This is a genomic window from Pseudonocardia sp. NPDC049154, from assembly GCF_040648315.1.
In the GTDB taxonomy this organism is placed as follows: Bacteria; Actinomycetota; Actinomycetes; order Mycobacteriales; family Pseudonocardiaceae; genus Pseudonocardia.
On record NZ_JBEZDN010000073.1, the window covers coordinates 22,893 to 39,638 of the forward strand.

13 protein-coding genes and 3 tRNA genes are annotated in these 16,746 nt (G+C 73.2%); 8 read left to right on the forward strand and 8 right to left on the reverse strand.

From position 1 onward, the window contains the following. Nucleotides 1–76 precede the first annotated feature (76 nt). The 4 genes from cofC (at nucleotide 77) to AB0B41_RS27995 (ending at nucleotide 5,231) form a co-directional block, all read left to right on the forward strand. On the forward strand, nucleotides 77–706 hold the full coding sequence (gene cofC / locus AB0B41_RS27980; protein WP_358208491.1) for a 2-phospho-L-lactate guanylyltransferase: 630 nt from the start codon (nucleotides 77–79) through the stop codon (nucleotides 704–706). A gap of 71 nt (nucleotides 707–777) precedes the next feature. Then, on the forward strand, nucleotides 778–1,800 hold the full coding sequence (locus AB0B41_RS27985) for an SPFH domain-containing protein (protein WP_358208513.1): 1,023 nt from the start codon (nucleotides 778–780) through the stop codon (nucleotides 1,798–1,800). Nucleotides 1,801–1,949: 149 nt separating this feature from the next. Then, complete coding sequence (locus AB0B41_RS27990; protein WP_358208493.1) at nucleotides 1,950–4,295, forward strand: RNA degradosome polyphosphate kinase; 2,346 nt, start codon at nucleotides 1,950–1,952, stop codon at nucleotides 4,293–4,295. 15 nt (nucleotides 4,296–4,310) lie between these two features. Then, nucleotides 4,311–5,231, forward strand: a complete 921-nt coding sequence (locus AB0B41_RS27995) for an NUDIX hydrolase (RefSeq protein ID WP_358208495.1) — start codon at nucleotides 4,311–4,313, stop codon at nucleotides 5,229–5,231. Nucleotides 5,232–5,235: 4 nt separating this feature from the next. Here the strand turns inward: AB0B41_RS27995 and AB0B41_RS28000 are convergent, their stop codons facing one another. From AB0B41_RS28000 to leuC, 3 genes are all read right to left on the reverse strand, one after another. Beyond that, a complete protein-coding gene (locus AB0B41_RS28000) occupies nucleotides 5,236–5,823 on the reverse strand; it encodes an HU family DNA-binding protein (RefSeq protein ID WP_358208497.1) in 588 nt (195 codons plus the stop codon). A gap of 150 nt (nucleotides 5,824–5,973) precedes the next feature. Next, on the reverse strand, nucleotides 5,974–6,564 hold the full coding sequence (gene leuD, locus AB0B41_RS28005) for a 3-isopropylmalate dehydratase small subunit (protein ID WP_358208499.1): 591 nt from the start codon (nucleotides 6,562–6,564) through the stop codon (nucleotides 5,974–5,976). Then, nucleotides 6,564–7,988 (reverse strand): 3-isopropylmalate dehydratase large subunit, encoded by a 1,425-nt coding sequence (gene leuC, locus AB0B41_RS28010; RefSeq protein WP_358208501.1) that lies wholly within the window; start codon nucleotides 7,986–7,988, stop codon nucleotides 6,564–6,566. Before leuC ends, leuD begins: the two co-directional genes overlap by 1 nt. 76 nt (nucleotides 7,989–8,064) lie before the next feature. Here leuC and AB0B41_RS28015 point away from each other — a divergent pair, with 76 nt between their 5' ends. Further along, nucleotides 8,065–8,766 carry an IclR family transcriptional regulator gene (locus tag AB0B41_RS28015; protein ID WP_358208503.1) on the forward strand — a complete coding sequence of 234 codons (702 nt, stop codon included), beginning with the start codon at nucleotides 8,065–8,067 and terminating at the stop codon, nucleotides 8,764–8,766. A gap of 156 nt (nucleotides 8,767–8,922) precedes the next feature. Beyond that, a complete protein-coding gene (locus tag AB0B41_RS28020) occupies nucleotides 8,923–10,869 on the forward strand; it encodes an Hsp70 family protein (protein ID WP_358208515.1) in 1,947 nt (648 codons plus the stop codon). A 412-nt stretch (nucleotides 10,870–11,281) separates the two neighbouring features. On the opposite strand, the gene AB0B41_RS28025 is transcribed toward AB0B41_RS28020, so the two are convergent. From AB0B41_RS28025 to gltX, 4 genes are all read right to left on the reverse strand, one after another. Continuing rightward, a tRNA-Glu gene (locus AB0B41_RS28025) sits at nucleotides 11,282–11,354 on the reverse strand. 66 nt (nucleotides 11,355–11,420) lie between these two features. Continuing rightward, nucleotides 11,421–11,493, reverse strand: a tRNA-Glu gene (locus tag AB0B41_RS28030). A gap of 22 nt (nucleotides 11,494–11,515) precedes the next feature. Continuing rightward, nucleotides 11,516–11,587: transfer RNA gene (locus tag AB0B41_RS28035), tRNA-Gln, on the reverse strand. Nucleotides 11,588–11,653: 66 nt separating this feature from the next. Beyond that, on the reverse strand, nucleotides 11,654–13,126 hold the full coding sequence (gltX, locus tag AB0B41_RS28040; protein WP_358208505.1) for a glutamate--tRNA ligase: 1,473 nt from the start codon (nucleotides 13,124–13,126) through the stop codon (nucleotides 11,654–11,656). A 55-nt stretch (nucleotides 13,127–13,181) separates the two neighbouring features. Between gltX and AB0B41_RS28045 the strand changes: the two genes are divergently transcribed. Next, nucleotides 13,182–14,459 carry an FAD-dependent oxidoreductase gene (locus AB0B41_RS28045; protein WP_358208507.1) on the forward strand — a complete coding sequence of 426 codons (1,278 nt, stop codon included), beginning with the start codon at nucleotides 13,182–13,184 and terminating at the stop codon, nucleotides 14,457–14,459. A gap of 20 nt (nucleotides 14,460–14,479) precedes the next feature. Here the strand turns inward: AB0B41_RS28045 and cimA are convergent, their stop codons facing one another. Continuing rightward, a complete protein-coding gene (gene cimA, locus AB0B41_RS28050; protein WP_358208509.1) occupies nucleotides 14,480–16,099 on the reverse strand; it encodes a citramalate synthase in 1,620 nt (539 codons plus the stop codon). Nucleotides 16,100–16,383: 284 nt separating this feature from the next. Between cimA and AB0B41_RS28055 the strand changes: the two genes are divergently transcribed. Beyond that, nucleotides 16,384–16,698 (forward strand): EthD family reductase, encoded by a 315-nt coding sequence (locus tag AB0B41_RS28055; RefSeq protein WP_358208511.1) that lies wholly within the window; start codon nucleotides 16,384–16,386, stop codon nucleotides 16,696–16,698. Nucleotides 16,699–16,746: the final 48 nt, after the last annotated feature.

The following is a 16,746-nucleotide window of genomic DNA, read 5'->3' on the forward strand; positions in this document are numbered from 1 at the left end:
GTCGATCGACGCCGATCCTTCCCTGCCCGCCCGGGCGCGGTCCACCGACACGCTCCCCGAGTGGAACGATGGGGTGGTGAGCAGCCGCGAGGTGGGTCTGGTCGTGCCCGTGAAGGGTCTCGACGCGGCCAAGTCCCGGCTGCGCGGGGCGGCCGACGGCGGGGTGGGCGACCCGGCCCGGCACGCCGAGCTCGCCCTCGCGCTGGCCCTGGACACCCTCGACGCCGTGCTGGCCGCCGAGCGGGTGGCCGCCGTCGTCGTCGTGACGAGTGACGAGACCGTCGGGCGGGAGCTGGCCGGGACGGGCGTGCGGATCGTCCGCGACGAGCCGGCAGCGGGCCTCAACGCCGCCCTCGTCCACGGCGCGGCGCTGCTCCCGCGCGACCTGCCGCACGGCGCGCTGCAGGCCGACCTGCCGGCGTTGAGACCCGAGGAGCTCGACGCGGCCATCAGCGCGGCACACGACCGCGCCTTCTGTGCCGACGCCCGCGGCGACGGCACCACGCTCCTCCTCGCCCCCGCGGGCGCCCCCCTCGATCCCCGCTTCGGCCCCGGCTCCGCCGTCGCACACACGGAGTCGGGCGCCGTCCCGCTGACCGGTGAGCTGCCCGGCCTGCGCCGGGACGTCGATACGGAAGCCGACCTCCGCGACGCCTGCGCGCTGGGCGTCGGACCACGGACCGCGGGGCTGTTCGTCTGCCGGTAAGTCCTGGTCAACGGCCGGAAGCAGGACGATAATCGGGGCCTGCCTGGAGGCGCGTGATGACCGTTCTGCTGATGGTGCTCGCGATCGTCGGACTCACGATGCTCGTGAGCGCCGCGACCAGCGTCCGTGTGGTGCAGCAGTTCGAACGGGGGGTGGTCTTCCGCTTCGGCCGGCTGCAGCCGCAGACGCGAGGCCCGGGGCTCGCGACGCTCGTCCCGTTCGCGGACCGGATGCAGAAGATCAACATGCAGGTGGTGACGCTGCCGATCCCCGCGCAGGACGGCATCACCAGCGACAACGTCACCGTCCGGGTCGACGCGGTCGTCTACTACCGCGTGGTCGACGCCGTGCGGGTGGCCGTCGACGTGCAGGACTACGGCTCGGCGATCCTGCAGGTCGCGCAGGCGTCGCTGCGCTCGATCATCGGCAAGAGCGAGCTCGACGACCTGCTCTCCAACCGCGAGCGGCTCAACCAGGGCCTCGAGCTGATGATCGACAATCCGGCGGTCGGGTGGGGCGTGCACATCGACCGCGTGGAGATCAAGGACGTGGTGCTGCCGGAGTCGATGAAGCGGTCGATGTCGCGGCAGGCCGAGGCCGAGCGCGAGCGGCGCTCCCGGGTGATCACGGCCGAGGGCGAGCTGCAGGCGTCGAAGCAGCTCGCCGAGGCGGCCGAGGTGATGACCTCCCATCCCGCGGCCCTGCAGCTGCGGCTGCTGCAGACCGTCGTCGAGGTGGCGGCGGAGAAGAACTCCACGCTGGTCCTGCCCTTCCCCGTCGAGCTGCTGCGGTTCCTGGAGCGGAACACCCCCTCAGGCGGACCGCCGACGACGCAGAACCACAGCAGCCCGCCACCCCGCGACGACGAGCGCGGCGACGCCGGCGAGGTCACCCCCGGTGAGCCCGTGGGTCGGGGCGACGACGAGCAGGACCGGCCCCTCCATGCGCCCGTTGACCAGGAACCACAGCACCGCGACGACGGCGAGCGCGAACGCCCCACCCAGCCCCGTCTCCCCGCTGACGGCGGCGAGCACGACGAGGGCGACCAGCACGAGGGAGGCGACCATCGCGTCAGCCTGCCGGGTCGACCGTGAGACCCGCGCCAAGGCTGCGATTTCCGGCACAACCGACCCCGCCGTCGCAGGTCAACCGCCATTCGTGACCCAGCCGTGACCGAGAGTTCACCCGGATGTCGGTCGCTCCGACGGGTCGGAGGGGCGGCCGGTGCGGAAGAATCCCGGCGGTGAGCACGGGCCCCGAGAACACCGAGACCGGCGCCGCCGGGACCAACGGCCGCCGTCGGTCGACCGCGAAGAAGGCCGCCCCGCGCCGGCGGGCCACCCCGGTGCGCGCCGCGCGGTCGGGTGCGCAGGTCGAGGCGGCCGCGCCCGGCCCGGCCCCTGTGCCCACCAGCGCGAGCACCGCCACCGCCCCGACCGCGGCGAACGGGGCGGGCGCCGCCCCGATCGGCCCGCCCGCGCCGACCACCGCCGCCGCGCCGAGCGGGCTGCCGGACGACCGCTACCTCAACCGCGAGCTCTCCTGGCTGGACTTCAACGCCCGGGTCCTGGCGCTGGCCGAGGACACCAGCCAGCCGCTGCTGGAGCGGGCCAAGTTCCTCGCGATCTTCGCCAGCAACCTCGACGAGTTCTACATGGTCCGGGTGGCCGGGCTGAAGCGTCGCGACGAGACCGGCCTGGCCGTGCGCAGCGCCGACGGGCTGTCCCCGCGCGAGCAGCTCGCCCGGATCGCCGAGCGCAGCCAGCATCTCTCCGAGGCGCACGCCCGCGTGTTCCTCGACGAGGTGCGCCCCGAGCTCGACCAGAGCGGCATCCACATCCGCCGCTGGAGCGACCTGTCCGACACCCAGCGCCTGCGCCTGTCGGACTACTTCGCCGCGCAGGTCTTCCCGGTGCTCACGCCGCTGGCCGTCGACCCCGCGCACCCCTTCCCGTACATCTCGGGGCTGTCGCTGAACCTGGCCGTCACGGTCCGGGACACCGACAGCCGGACCGAGCGCTTCGCCCGGGTCAAGGTGCCCAACAACGTCCCGCGCCTGGTCCGGGTGCAGGACGACGAGGGCAAGCCGGGCCGGGACGTCACGTTCCTGCCGATCGAGGACCTCATCGGCGCCCACCTCGGCGAGCTGTTCCCGGGCCTGGAGGTTGCGGAGGTGCACGCCTTCCGCGTGACCCGCAACGCCGACCTCGAGGTCGAGGAGGACCGCGACGAGGACCTGCTGCAGGCCCTCGAGCGCGAGCTCGCCCGCCGCCGCTTCGGCCCGCCCGTGCGGCTCGAGGTCGTCGACACCATGAGCGAGCACGTCCTGGAGCTGCTGCTGCGCGAGCTCGACGTCGACCCGGGCGACGTCGTGACCGTGCCCGGCCTGCTCGACCTCACCTGCCTCTGGGAGGTCTACGGCGCCGACCGCCCCGACCTGAAGGACGAGCCCTTCCGCCCGGCAACGCACCCCGCCTTCGGCGAGCGGGAGATGCCACGCAGCGTGTTCGCCACGCTCCGCGAGGGCGACGTGATGGTCCACCACCCCTACGACTCCTTCTCGACGAGCGTGCAGCGCTTCATCGAGCAGGCCGCGGCGGACCCGAACGTGCTGGCGATCAAGCAGACGCTGTACCGCACGTCGGGCGACTCGCCGATCGTCGACGCCCTGATCGACGCGGCGGCGGCCGGCAAGCAGGTCGTCGCGCTGGTGGAGATCAAGGCGCGCTTCGACGAGCAGGCCAACATCCGCTGGGCGCGCGAGCTGGAGAAGTCCGGCGTGCACGTCGTCTACGGCCTGGTCGGCCTGAAGACGCACTGCAAGACCTCGCTGGTCGTGCGCCAGGAGGGCTCGACCATCCGCCGCTACTGCCACATCGGCACCGGCAACTACAACCCCAAGACCGCGCGGCTCTACGAGGACATCGGCGTGCTCACCGCCGACCCGACCATCGGCGCCGACCTCACCGACCTGTTCAACTCGCTCACCGGCTACTCGCGGCAGACCTCGTACCGCAGCCTGCTCGTGGCGCCCTACGGCGTCCGGCGCGGGATCGTGCGCCGCATCGAGGACGAGGTCGAGGCGCACCGGGCCGGGGACGCCACCGCGCGCGTCCGGATCAAGGTCAACTCCCTGGTCGACGAGCAGGTGATCGACGCGCTGTACCGGGCCTCGCAGGCCGGGGTGCCGGTCGACATCGTGGTCCGCGGGATCTGCGCGATCCGCCCGGGCGTGCCGGGGCTGAGCGAGAACATCCAGGTGCGCTCGATCCTCGGGCGCTTCCTGGAGCACTCGCGGATCTTCCACTTCGGGGCGGCCGACGAGTACTGGCTCGGCAGCGCGGACATGATGCACCGCAACCTCGACCGCCGCGTCGAGGTGCTGCTGCGGGTGGCCGACCCGAAGCTCGCCAGGCAGCTCGGCGACGTCTTCGACTCCTGCCTCGACCCGGCCACCCGCTGCTGGGTGCTGGAGGGCGACGGCACGTGGGAGCCCTCCCCGCCGAAGGGCACCGAGCTGGAGAAGGTGCGGGACCACCAGGCGGAGCTGATGATCGCGCACGCCTCGCGGTCGCAGGTCGACGAGTGAGGGCCGGCCACCCGGATGTCTGACCTGTACGCGGCGCTCGGGGCGGACGTCCTGGCCGCCGGCACGGTCCTGTGGCGCGCGACCAACGCCGGCCCGCAGGTCGCGCTGGTGCACCGGCCCAAGTACGACGACTGGGGTTTCGCGAAGGGCAAGCTCGACAACGGCGAGTCGCTCGCCGCCTGCGCGCTGCGCGAGACCTGGGAGGAGACCGGGGTGCGGGCGCGGCTCGGCGCCCGGCTCGGCGACGTGCGCTACCGCGTGCCCGAGGGCAGCAAGCTCGTCCGGTACTGGTCGGCCGAGGCGCGGGAGTCCACGGGGTTCGTGCCCAACGACGAGATCGACGAGCTGGTCTGGCTCCCGCCCGCCGAGGCGGGCGTGCAGCTGAGCTACGCCCACGACGTCGAGGTCCTCGAGCGGTTCACCGCGCCGGCCTCGGTACTGCTCCTGGTCCGGCACGCCAAGGCGGGCAGCCGCAAGGACTGGGACGGCGACGACGACCTGCGCCCGCTCTCCGGCGTCGGGCGCACGCAGGCCGAGCACCTGGTCGACTTCCTCGGCCGGTTCGCGCCGGAGCGCTTCCACTCCGCGGTGCCGGTGCGCTGCGTCGACACGATCTCCCCGTACGCCGACGCACACGGGGCGAAGATCGAGCGCGAGCCGCTGCTCGGCGAGGAGGGCTACTGGCAGGACCCGGCCGCCGGGCTCGCCCGCTTCCGTGAGCTGCTCACCCGCCCCGGCCTCACGGTGCTCTGTAGCCAGGGCGGGGTGATCCCCGACGTCGTCGAGACCCTGCTCGACGAGTACGACCCCCCGGTCACGGGCGTGCCGGACCCGGAGAAGACCCCCGTGCCCTCCCGCAAGGGCAGCACGTGGGTGCTCACGACGGACCCCGCCGGCGCCCTGCGCAGCGCCGACTACTACCCCAGCCCGACCTGAGGGGCTACTTCTTCGCCTTCGCCTTCTTGGCCGGCTTGTCCTTCGTGACCTTCGCCGCCGCCTCCTTGACCGCGTCCTTGGGGGCCGTCTTCTTGGCGGCGGGCTTCGCGGCCGGCTTCTCGGCGGGCTTCGCCGCCGGCTTCTCGGCCGCCTTGGCCTTGGTCGCGGTCGCCTTCGCGGCCGTGGAGCGGGCCGTCTTCTTCGGTGCCGGGGCCTCCGCGGTCTCCTCCGCCGCGAACGAGCCCGACGAGCGGGCCGCGCGGGTGGCGGGCCGCGGGGTGCGCGCCGGGGCCTTCTTCGCGGTCGCGGCGGCGCCGTCGTTGCCGGCCACCGTGGTCCGGAAGGCGGTGCCCGGGCGGAAGGCCGGGACCGTGGTCGGCGGCACCGGGACCGTCTCGCCGGTGCGCGGGTTGCGGGCCACCCGCGCCGCCCGCGCCCGCGCCTCGAACACGCCGAACCCGGTCAGGGTCACCGACCCGCCGGAACCGACCGTGTCCACGATGATGTCCAGGACTCCGTCCACTGCGGACGCCGCGGTGCGCCGGTCACCGAGGCGCGCCGCCAGCGCGTCCACCAGCTGGGTCTTGTTCATGGCCCCGCACGGTAGAGCCTCCTGCGCCGTTCGCCAAGAGCCTTCCCGCCGAAGAGCCGTTGCGGCACAAGGAAAAACCGCCGCCGGTACGGTGCGTGACCACTGTGGTCACGCGCAGTACCGACGGCGGTCCGCCGACGGAGGCCCGGATCAGGCCGTGGTGACCGGCTTGTGCGCGGGCCGGGAGCGCTCGAACGCGCCGATCGCGTCCTCGTGGCGCAGGGTGAGGCCGATGTCGTCGAGCCCCTCGAGCAGGCGCCAGCGGATGTAGTCGTCGATCTCGAAGGGCACGGTCAGGTCCTTGGCCTGCACCGTCTTCTCCTGCAGGTCGACGGTCACCTCGGTGCCCGGCTCGTTCTCCAGCAGCTTCCACAGCAGCTCGACGTCCGGCTGCTCGACCTGCGCCGCGACCAGTCCGGCCTTGGCCGAGTTGCCGCGGAAGATGTCCGCGAAGCGCGCCGAGATCACGACCCGGAAGCCGTAGTCCATCAGGGCCCAGACGGCGTGCTCGCGCGAGGAGCCGGTGCCGAAGTCCGGGCCGGCGACCAGCACGGACCCCCGGGAGAAGGGCTCCTGGTTGAGGATGAACGACTCGTCGTTGCGCCAGGCCGAGAACAGCCCGTCCTCGAACCCCGTGCGCGTGACGCGCTTGAGGTAGACGGCCGGGATGATCTGGTCGGTGTCCACGTTGGAGCGGCGCAGCGGGACGCCGATGCCGGTGTGGGTGCTGAACTTCTCCATCAGACAGCCCCGTCCATGAGGTCCTCCGGGCTCGACAGGGTCCCGCGCACCGCGGTGGCCGCGGCGACCAGCGGGGACACCAGGTGGGTGCGGCCGCCCTTGCCCTGGCGGCCCTCGAAGTTGCGGTTGGAGGTCGACGCGCTGCGCTCCCCCGGCGCGAGCTGGTCCGGGTTCATGCCCAGGCACATCGAGCAGCCCGCGGAGCGCCACTCGGCGCCGGCGGCGGTGAAGACCTTGTCCAGGCCCTCCTCCTCGGCCTGGAAGCGCACCCGCATCGAGCCGGGCACGACCAGCATCCGGACGCCGTCGGCGATCTGCTTGCCGTCGAGGATCTCCGCGGCGGCCCGCAGGTCCTCGATCCGGCCGTTGGTGCAGGAGCCGACGAACACGGTGTCGACCTTGATCGACCGCAGCGGCTGGCCCGCCTCGAGGCCCATGTAGGAGAGCGCCTTCTCGGCGGCGACGCGCTCGTTCTCGTCCACGATGGCGGCCGGGTCCGGCACGGTCTCGCTCAGCGGCAGGCCCTGCCCGGGGTTGGTGCCCCAGGTGACGAACGGGGTGAGGACGTCCGCGTCGATGTCCACCTCGGCGTCGAACACCGCGTCCGCGTCGGTGCGCAGCTCGCGCCAGGCCTCGACGGCCTCGTCCCACTCGGCGCCCTTCGGCGCGTGGTCGCGGCCCTTCAGGTAGGCGAAGGTGGTCTCGTCCGGGGCGATCATGCCCGCCCGGGCGCCGGCCTCGATCGACATGTTGCAGATCGTCATCCGGGCCTCCATCGAGAGGTTCTCGATGACGTTGCCGCGGTACTCGAGCACGTAGCCCTGGCCGCCGCCGGTGCCGATCTGCGCGATGATCGCGAGCACGACGTCCTTGCTCGTGACGCCCGGCCGCAGCCGCCCGTCCGACGAGTGGACGTTGATCGCCATGGTCTTGAACGGCTTGAGCGGCAACGTCTGGGTGGCCAGCACGTGCTCCACCTCGGAGGTGCCGATGCCGAACGCCATCGCGCCGAACGCGCCGTGCGTGGAGGTGTGCGAGTCGCCGCAGACGACCGTGGTGCCCGGCTGGGTCAGCCCCAGCTGCGGCCCGACGACGTGCACGATGCCCTGCTCGGCGTGATTCATCGGGTAGAGCCGGACGCCGAACTCCTCGCAGTTCCTCCGCAGGGTCTCCACCTGCGTGCGCGAGACGGGGTCGGCGATCGGGGCGAGGACGTCGAGCGTCGGGACGTTGTGGTCCTCGGTGGCGAGCGTGAGGTCGGGGCGGCGGACCGGGCGGCCGGCGAGCCGGAGCCCGTCGAACGCCTGCGGGCTCGTCACCTCGTGCACGAGGTGCAGGTCGATGTAGAGCAGGTCGGGCTCCTGCCCCTCGCCCTTGCGGACCAGGTGCTGGTCCCAGACCTTCTCGGCCAGCGTGCGTCCCACCGCTGCCGCCTCCTTCGTCGATGTGCGCTGCGCCCCGGTGGTGGATTCCCAGATCGTGGGAAGATAGTATCGAGACGTGAGACAGTCTAGCGGCATCGGCGTGCTCGACAAGGCCGTGGGGGTGCTGCGTGCAGCAGCGGACGAGCCGATGGGGCTCTCCGAGCTCTGTGAGGCCACCGGTCTGCCCCGCGCCACCGCGCACCGCCTGGCCGTCGGCCTGGAGGTGCACGGCCTGCTGCAGCGGGGATCGGACGGCCGGTGGCGGCCCGGACCCACCCTCGCCGAGCTCGCGGGCGGGCACTCCGACCCGCTGCTCGAGGCCGCCGGCGCGGTGCTGCCGCGGCTGCGCGACATCACCGGCGAGAGCGTGCAGCTCTACCGGCGGGACGGCATCCACCGGGTCTGCATCGCCGCGGCCGAGCCCGCGTCCGGACTGCGGGACACCGTGCCCGTCGGCACCCGGCTGCCGATGACCGCCGGCTCGGGGGCGAAGGTCCTCGCCGCCTGGTCCGACCCGGCCACGCAGCGCTCCGTGCTCGCCGGCGCCACGTTCACCGAACGGGTGCTGGTCGACGTCCGGCGGCGCGGGTGGGCGCAGAGCGTCGCCGAGCGGGAGTCCGGTGTGGCCAGCGTCTCGGCGCCCGTGCGGGACGCGCAGGGCCAGGTCGTGGCGGCCGTCTCGGTGTCCGGGCCGGTCGACCGGATCGGCAGGCGGCCCGGCGTGCGGTGGGCGGCGGACCTGCTGGCCGCGGCGGAGGCCCTGCAGCACCGCCTGTAGCTCGGGTGACGCCGCGTGGCGCAGCGGAGTGGCCCCGTGCCCGAATCGGGCGGTCCGTGACGCTAACGTGATCTCCCACGCTGTCGATGGACAGAGTGGACGGGCGCCCCGCTCCCCCAGCACGTCGGCGCCGAGGACCGACCGAAGACGGTGACGATGACCTACCTGCTCGGTGTCGACGTGGGCACGACGAGGACCGCCGCGGCGGTCTCGCGTGCCGACCGGCCCGGGTCGCCCGAGATGGTGTCGCTCGGCGACCGCTCCACCGACGTCCCTTCCGTGCTCTTCCTGGGCCCCGACGGCGAGGTGCTCGTCGGCGAGGCCGCCGAACGCCGCGCGGTGACCGACCCCGACCGTGTCGTGCGCGAGTTCAAGCGACGCGTGGGCGACCCGACCCCGATCGTCGTCGGCGGCCGCGCCTGGTCCGCCGAGGAGCTGTGGGCCCGGCTGCTGCGCTGGGTCGTGGACAAGGTCGCGGCACAGGAGGGCGGGCCGGCCGACCGGATCGCCGTCACGCACCCGGCCTCCTGGGGCACCCACAAGCGGGACCTGATGGCGGCCGCGGCGCACGCGCAGGGGCTGACGGTCACGTTCCTGGCCGAGCCGCAGGCCGCCGCGCTGCACTACGCGGCCGGCGAGCGCGTCCCCACCGGCTCGACGATCGCCGTCTACGACCTCGGCGGCGGCACGTTCGACGCCGCGGTCGTGCGCAAGGACGCGCCGCGGAGCGCAGGCGGAGCGGCCATCAGCGCGCCCTTCGGCCTGCTCGGGCGGCCCGAGGGCCTCGAGCACCTCGGCGGCGTCGACTTCGACCAGGTGGTGTTCGACCACGTGGCCGAGGGCGCGCCCGAGGCGTTCACGGGCATCGACGAGGGCGACCCGGCCGTGCTGGCCGCCGTCGCCCGGCTGCGGCGCGAGTGCACCGAGGCCAAGGAGGCGCTGTCGGCGGACACCGAGGTCACCATCCCGGTGCTCATGCCGGCGTACCGCGGGTCGGTGCGGCTGCACCGCAGCGAGTTCGAGGAGGCCATCCGGCCCTCGATCGCCGAGACGGTCGACGCGTTGCGCCGGGCCGTCGAGTCCGCCGGCACGGATCCGGATACGCTCACCGCGGTCCTGCTGGTGGGCGGCTCGTCGCGGATCCCGCTCGTCGCGCAGCTGGTGTCCGAGCAGCTCGGGCGTCCGGTCGCGGTCGACACCGACCCGAAGAACGCCATCGCCAAGGGTGCGGTGCTGGCTTTCTTCCCGCAGGCGCTCCTCGGCGCCACGGGCGCGCACCCGGCGGTGGGCGGCGCGCTCGGAGCCGCCGGTGCGGGGGCCGGGGCCCTCGGGGCGACGGCGTTCGCCGGCCCCGGCACGGGTTACCAGAGCGCGGTCGGGCCCGACGGCGCGCCGGCCACCCAGATCGCGGGCACCGGGGCCTGGCCGCCCCCCGCGGCCACGGGCCAGTGGGCGCCGGGCGCCACGGAGGCGTGGGGCCCGCCCGGGCCGCCGCAGGGCGGGGACCCGTACACCGACCCCACCTACGGGCTCTACTCCGGCGCCCACTCCGAGGCGCCCACCGAGGCGCTGCCGACCAGCGCCGACGCCACCCGGTACGACGGTCCGCCGCAGCGCCCGGCGGTCGGTGGCGGGCTCTTCGACTCCTACGCGGAGTACGACGACACCCCGCCGAGCAAGGGCCGCTCCCCCTTCCTCATGATCGGGGCAGGCGGGTTGGTCGCGGCGGTGGCGCTGGTCGCCACGGTCGCGCTGTGGCCGGACAGCAACCCGGTCAACGCCACCAGCCGGATCGACAGCAGCCAGATCGCGCCGATCCCCACCCCCGAGCCCGCCTCGGACACCCCGACCGCCACCCTTGAACCCTCCCCCGAGGACACGCCGGAGGACGCGGGTCCGACGACCCCGCGCCGCACCCAGGCGCCGGCGCCGAACCAGCCGCCGGTTCTCCCCCCGCCACCGGTCGTGACGCAACCGACCACGCAGCCCACGACACAGCCGACCACTCAGCCCACCACCACGACGACGCTGCCGCCGACCGCGACAACGACCACAACCACAGTTGTGCCGCCTCCGTCGGTGCCGCCCCCCGCGGCGCCGTAGCAGCTCCGCCGCAGTTGCGTTGACTGAGCAGGACAGCAGCAGTGGGGCAGGTCTGCGTTGGATCGGGGAGGCCTATGCCACTGGTCGAGCCGTCGAGATGAACGTCAGGGCTGTTCCGGCGCCGCATCCGACAGCCCTGAGGTTCATCTCGACCCGGCGCCTCCACTGCGCCTCCACTGCACCTCCACTGCGCCCCGGCGGGTCGCGGGTGAGATGAGCACCACTCCTCTCCCGCACCCCCGGAACGGCGCTGGTGCTCGTCACAAAGCTCGCGGGAAGCGGAGAGCCTCGCCTCACCGCTGAGTTCCGCCTCACAGCGAGAAAAGCATCGGGAGCCGGGCGTCGTCGGCGCCGGAAAAAGGTCCGGAAATGCAGAGATCCCCATCCCGCGAACGGGATGGGGATCTCCGAGTAGCCCCGACGGGATTTGAACCCGCGCTACCGCCTTGAGAGGGCGGCGTCCTAGGCCGCTAGACGACGGGGCCAGGACCCAACACACGTACCACCAGCGAAGATGCTCATCCCGGCGAACCGGGATGAGGAACTTCGAGTAGCCCCGACGGGATTTGAACCCGCGCTACCGCCTTGAGAGGGCGGCGTCCTAGGCCGCTAGACGACGGGGCCTCGTGGAAACCGTGTGTTTCCGCTGGGGTACCAGGACTCGAACCTAGACTAACTGAACCAGAATCAGTCGTGCTGCCAATTACACCATACCCCAAGGGGACACAGTCACAGGCGGGCTGCCGGAGCAGTTCCGGTGTCCGCGTCCCTTGCAGAGAAGACTCTAGACCACGCCCTCCGAGCCCTGCACGGCACCCCCCAGTCTCCGCAGGGACCGGTCGCGTCCGAGCAGCTCCATCGACTCGTACAGGGGCGGCGACACCGTCCGGCCGCTGATCGCCACGCGCACCGGGCCGAAGGCCTTCCGGGGCTTGAGCCCCAGGCCGTCGACCAGGGAGGCCTTGAGCGACTCCTCGATGGCCGCCGTGGTCCACTCCTCGAGCTGCTCGAGGCCCTTCACGGCCGCGGCGAGGACCGGGTCGGCGTCGGGGCCCAGGGTCTTGGCGGCGGCGTCGGCGTCGAGCTCGAAGTCCTCCTCGGAGACGAAGAGGAACTTCAGCATGCGCGCGGCGTCGGAGAGCACCTGGCTGCGCTCCTGGACCAGTGGCGCGGCGGCGGTGAGGACCGGGTCGTCGGCGGAGACGGTCACGCCCTCGGCCGCCAGGTACGGGACCAGGCGCCGGGCGAAGTCGGCCGGCTCGAGCGCCCGCAGGTGCGCGGCGTTGATGGCCTCGGCCTTCTTGAGGTCGAAGCGGGCCGTGTTCGACGACACGCGGGAGACGTCGAAGGCCCCGACCATCTCGTCGAGGGAGAAGACGTCCCGGTCGTCGGCGATCGACCAGCCGAGCAGGGCGAGGTAGTTGAGCAGGCCCTCGGGGACGAAGCCCCGCTCGCGGTAGTGGAAGAGGTTCGACTCGGGGTCGCGCTTGGACAGCTTGCGGTTGCCCTCGCCGGTCACCAGCGGCAGGTGCGCGTACACGAACGGCCCGTTGCCGATCCCGACCCGCTGCAGCGCCTCCAGCAGCGCGATCTGCCGCGGAGTGGACGAGAGGAGGTCCTCGCCGCGCAGGACGTGCGTGATGTCCATGAGGGCGTCGTCGAGCGGGTTGGTGAGCGGGTAGAGCGGGGTGCCGTCGCCGCGTGCGAGCACGAAGTCCGGGACCTGGCCCTGCTTGAACGTGATCTCGCCGCGGATCAGGTCCGTGAAGGTGATGTCGCGGTCCGGCATCCGCAGCCGGTAGACCGGCTTGCGCCCCTCGGCGCGGAAGGCCTGCTTCTGCTCCTCGGTGAGGTCGCGGTCGGCGTTGTCGTAGCCGAGCTTGGGGTCCCGGCCGGCCGCGCGGTGCCGCGCCTCGATCTCCTCGGCGGACGAGTACGACTCGTAGACCTCGCCGGCCTGCACCAGCCGGCCGAGGGCGTCGCGGTAGAGGTCGCGCCGCTCGCTCTGCCGGTACGGGCCGTGCGGGCCGCCCTTCTCGGGGCCCTCGTCCCAGTCGAGGCCGAGCCAGCGCAGCGCGTCGAGGATCGCCTCGTACGACTCGATGCTGTCCCGCTGCGCGTCCGTGTCCTCGATCCGGAAGACGAAGTCGCCCTGGTGGTGGCGGGCGTGCGCCCAGTTGAACAGGGCGGTGCGGATGAGTCCCACGTGCGGGGTGCCGGTGGGCGACGGGCAGAAGCGGACGCGAACTGTACTCATGGTGGGGCCAGGGTAGCCCTGGCGTCCCGAGGCATTCCGGCGTACATTTCAACACATGATGAATAACGACCGCACCACCGCCTGCGTCGTCGGTGGCGGTCCCGCGGGGATGGTCCTCGGGCTGTTGCTGGCCCGGGCGGGCGTCGAGGTCACCGTGCTGGAGAAGCACGCGGACTTCCTGCGGGACTTCCGCGGCGACACCGTTCATCCCTCGACCCTCGAACTGCTCGACGAGCTGGGCCTCGGCGAGCGGTTCGACGCCGTGCCGCACCGCCGCGTCGAGAGCATCAGGGCGATGCTGGACGGCGGCACCGTGCAGATCGGGAACTTCTCGCTGCTCCACCACCCGCGGCCGTACGTCGCGCTCGCGCCGCAGTGGGACTTCCTGGACCTGCTCGCGACGGCCGGCGCGGAGGAGCCGACCTTCACCCTGGTCCGCAACGCCGAGGTCACCGGCCTGCTCACCGAGGAGGGCCGGGTGTCCGGCGTCCGCTGGCGGGACCGGGTCACCGGCGCGGAGCACACCCTGCAGGCCACGCTCACGATCGGCTGCGACGGGCGCGGCTCCACCGTGCGCGAGGCGTCCGGGCTGCGCAGCCGGGCGTTCGGCGTCCCGCTCGACGTCGAGTGGTTCCGGCTGCCCCGCCTCGAGGGCGACCCCGAGGGCGGCGTCGGGCGGTTCACCCGCGGGCACTTCGCCGTGATGATCGACCGTGGCGACTACTGGCAGTGCGGGTACCTGATCCGCAAGGGCGGCGACGCGGAGCTGCGTGCGAAGGGCGTCGACACCCTGCGGACCCGGATGTCGCGCCTGATCCCGTGGACCACCGACCGCGTCGGCGCGCTGCAGACCTGGGACGACGTGTCGCTGCTCGACGTCCGGCTCGACCGGCTCCGCCGCTGGTCGAAGCCGGGACTGCTGCTGATCGGCGACGCCGCGCACGCCATGTCCCCCGTCGGCGGGGTCGGCATCAACCTCGCGGTGGCCGACGCCGTGGCCGCGGCCCGGATCGTCGGCCCGACCCTGCGCTCGGGCCCGGTCTCCCCGGTGCGGCTCGCCGGGGTGCAGGCGCGGCGCTGGTTGCCGGCGGCGGTGATCCAGGGCGTCCAGCGCGGGCTGCACCGGGTGATCCTGGGCGCGGCGCTCGACGTCGACCCCGACGCCCCGGTGGCGCCGGCGACCGAGCTGCCGCGGGTGGTGCGGTTCGTCCAGCGCCACCCGAAGCTGCAGCTCGTGCCGGCGCGGCTGTTCGGGCTGGGCCTGCTGCCCGAACACGCCCCCGCCTGGGCCCGGCGCCCGCAGGCCCCGGTGCAGGAGCCCGCCGAGGTGTGAGAGCCGAGGTGTGAGACCGGTCAGACCGCCACGGGGGTACGGGTGCGGAGGGCGGCGAAGGCGAGTGCGTCGACGAGCGCCAGCCAGCTGGCCTCGACGACGTTGGAGTGCACCCCGACCGTCGTCCATTCCCCGTGGTGGTCGCTGGTCCCCACCAGCACCCGGGTGACCGCGTGCGTGCCCGCCGACCCGCCGGGCGTGAGGATGCGGACCTTGTAGTCCGACAGCTCGACGTCGGCCAGCCACGGGCAGGAGGGCTCCAGGGCGGCGCGGAGGGCGGCGTCGAGGGCGTTGACCGGGCCGTTGCCCTCCCGCGTCGCGATCCGCCGCTCGCCGTCGACCAGCAGCTTGACCGTGGCCTCGGCGACCGCGTCGGCCCCGGCGCGCTTCTCGATGATCACGCGGTAGGACTCGAGCGCGAACGGCACCGGCGACTCCTCGCCCAGCGCCCCGCGCATCAGCAGCTCGAGCGACGCGTCGGCGGCCTCGAAGGACCAGCCCTGGGCCTCGCGCTCCTTCACCGTGCCGACGACCGCCGAGACGGCCTCGGGGCTGCCCGCCATGTCCAGCCCCAGCTCCGCACCCTTGAGCTCCACCGACGCGCGCCCGGCCATCTCGGTGACCAGCACCCGCTGGGTGTTGCCGACCTCGGCGGGGTCCATGTGGTTGTACAGCTCCGGGTCGACCTTGATCGCGCTCGCGTGCAGCCCCGCCTTGTGCGCGAACGCCGACGTCCCGACGTACGGCTGGTGGGTGTCGGGGGCGAGGTTGGCGATCTCCGCCAGCGCGTGCGAGACGCGGGTCAGGTCGCGCAGCGACGGCAGCACCGGCATCTCGAGCTTCGTCGCGAGGTTCCCGACGACGGCGAACAGGTCGGCGTTGCCGGTCCGCTCGCCGTAGCCGTTGGCCGTGCACTGGACGTGCGTGGCCCCGGCCTGGACGGCGGCGACGGAGTTGGCGACGGCGCAGCCGGTGTCGTCCTGGCAGTGGATGCCGAGCCGGAAGCCGGTGCGGTCGGCGACCTCGCGCACCACCTCGGCGAGCCCGAGCGGCAGCATCCCGCCGTTGGTGTCGCACAGGACGGCGACGTCCGCACCCGCGGTCATGGCCGCGTCGAGCACCCGCAGCGAGGTGTCGGGGTCGAACCGGTAGCCGTCGAAGAAGTGCTCGGCGTCGACGAACACCCGGCGACCCTCGCGGCGCAGGAAGGACACGGTGTCGGCGACCATCGCGCAGTTCTCGGCGACGTCCGTGCGCAGCGCCCGCTCGACGTGCCGGCGGTCCGACTTCGCCACCAGCGTCACGACGGGCGCCTGCGAGTCGAGCAGCGCACGGACCTGCGGGTCGTCCTCGGCGCGCACCCCGGCCTTGCGCGTCGCGCCGAAGGCGACGAGCACGGCGTGGCGCAGCTGCAGCTCCCCCGACGCGGCGCGGGCGAAGAACTCGGTGTCCTTGGGCAGCGCCCCGGGCCACCCGCCCTCGACGAACCCGACGCCGAGCGCGTCGAGGTGCCGGGCCACGGCGAGCTTGTCGGCGACGGAGTAGGAGATGCCCTCGCGCTGGGCCCCGTCCCGCAGCGTGGTGTCGTAGACGTGGAAGGCGTCGCCGAGGGGCGTGCCGGCGGGCGTGGTGCGGGACATCCGGGTTCTCCGTGTGTGGTGGGGATCGGGCGGGGCGGGCAACAAAAAAGACCCCCCGCGGATGCGAGAGGTCTGCGCGTCGGCTCCGATGAGCTGCCGACGCGCTAGCAGATAATGATCACGCTGGTGAGGCGCACGCAGGCAGTCTGCCCCGCGCGTCCCGCGATGTCACACGCGTGTCCCACATCGTGGGAGCCCCTGTCGCTCTGATGCACTCGCCTTCGATGATGGGACGACGTCGCGGACGCCGGTGTCCGCGACCCGTACCCCCGGAGGCTCGTGTCGTGTCGGTGTCGCTGACCGTCCTGTACCACCCGCCCGCGGACGCCGCGGCGTTCGACAAGCACTACGACGAGGTGCACGCCCCGCTGGCGTCGAAGATGCCCGACCTGCAGTCGTACACGATCGTCCGGCCCGGACCCGGCCCCGACGGCTCGGCCCCGCAGTACCACCTGATCGCGACGCTGACCTGGCCGTCGGGCGAGGCGATGCAGGCGGCGATGGCGAGCCCCGAGGGCAAGGCCGGCAACGAGGACCTCGCGAACTTCGCGCAGGCGGGCGTCACGATCCTGGTCGGCGAGGTGCAGCAGGTCGTCTGACCCTCGCGGACGCCGACGGCCCGGCACCCCGCGTGGGGTGCGCGGCAG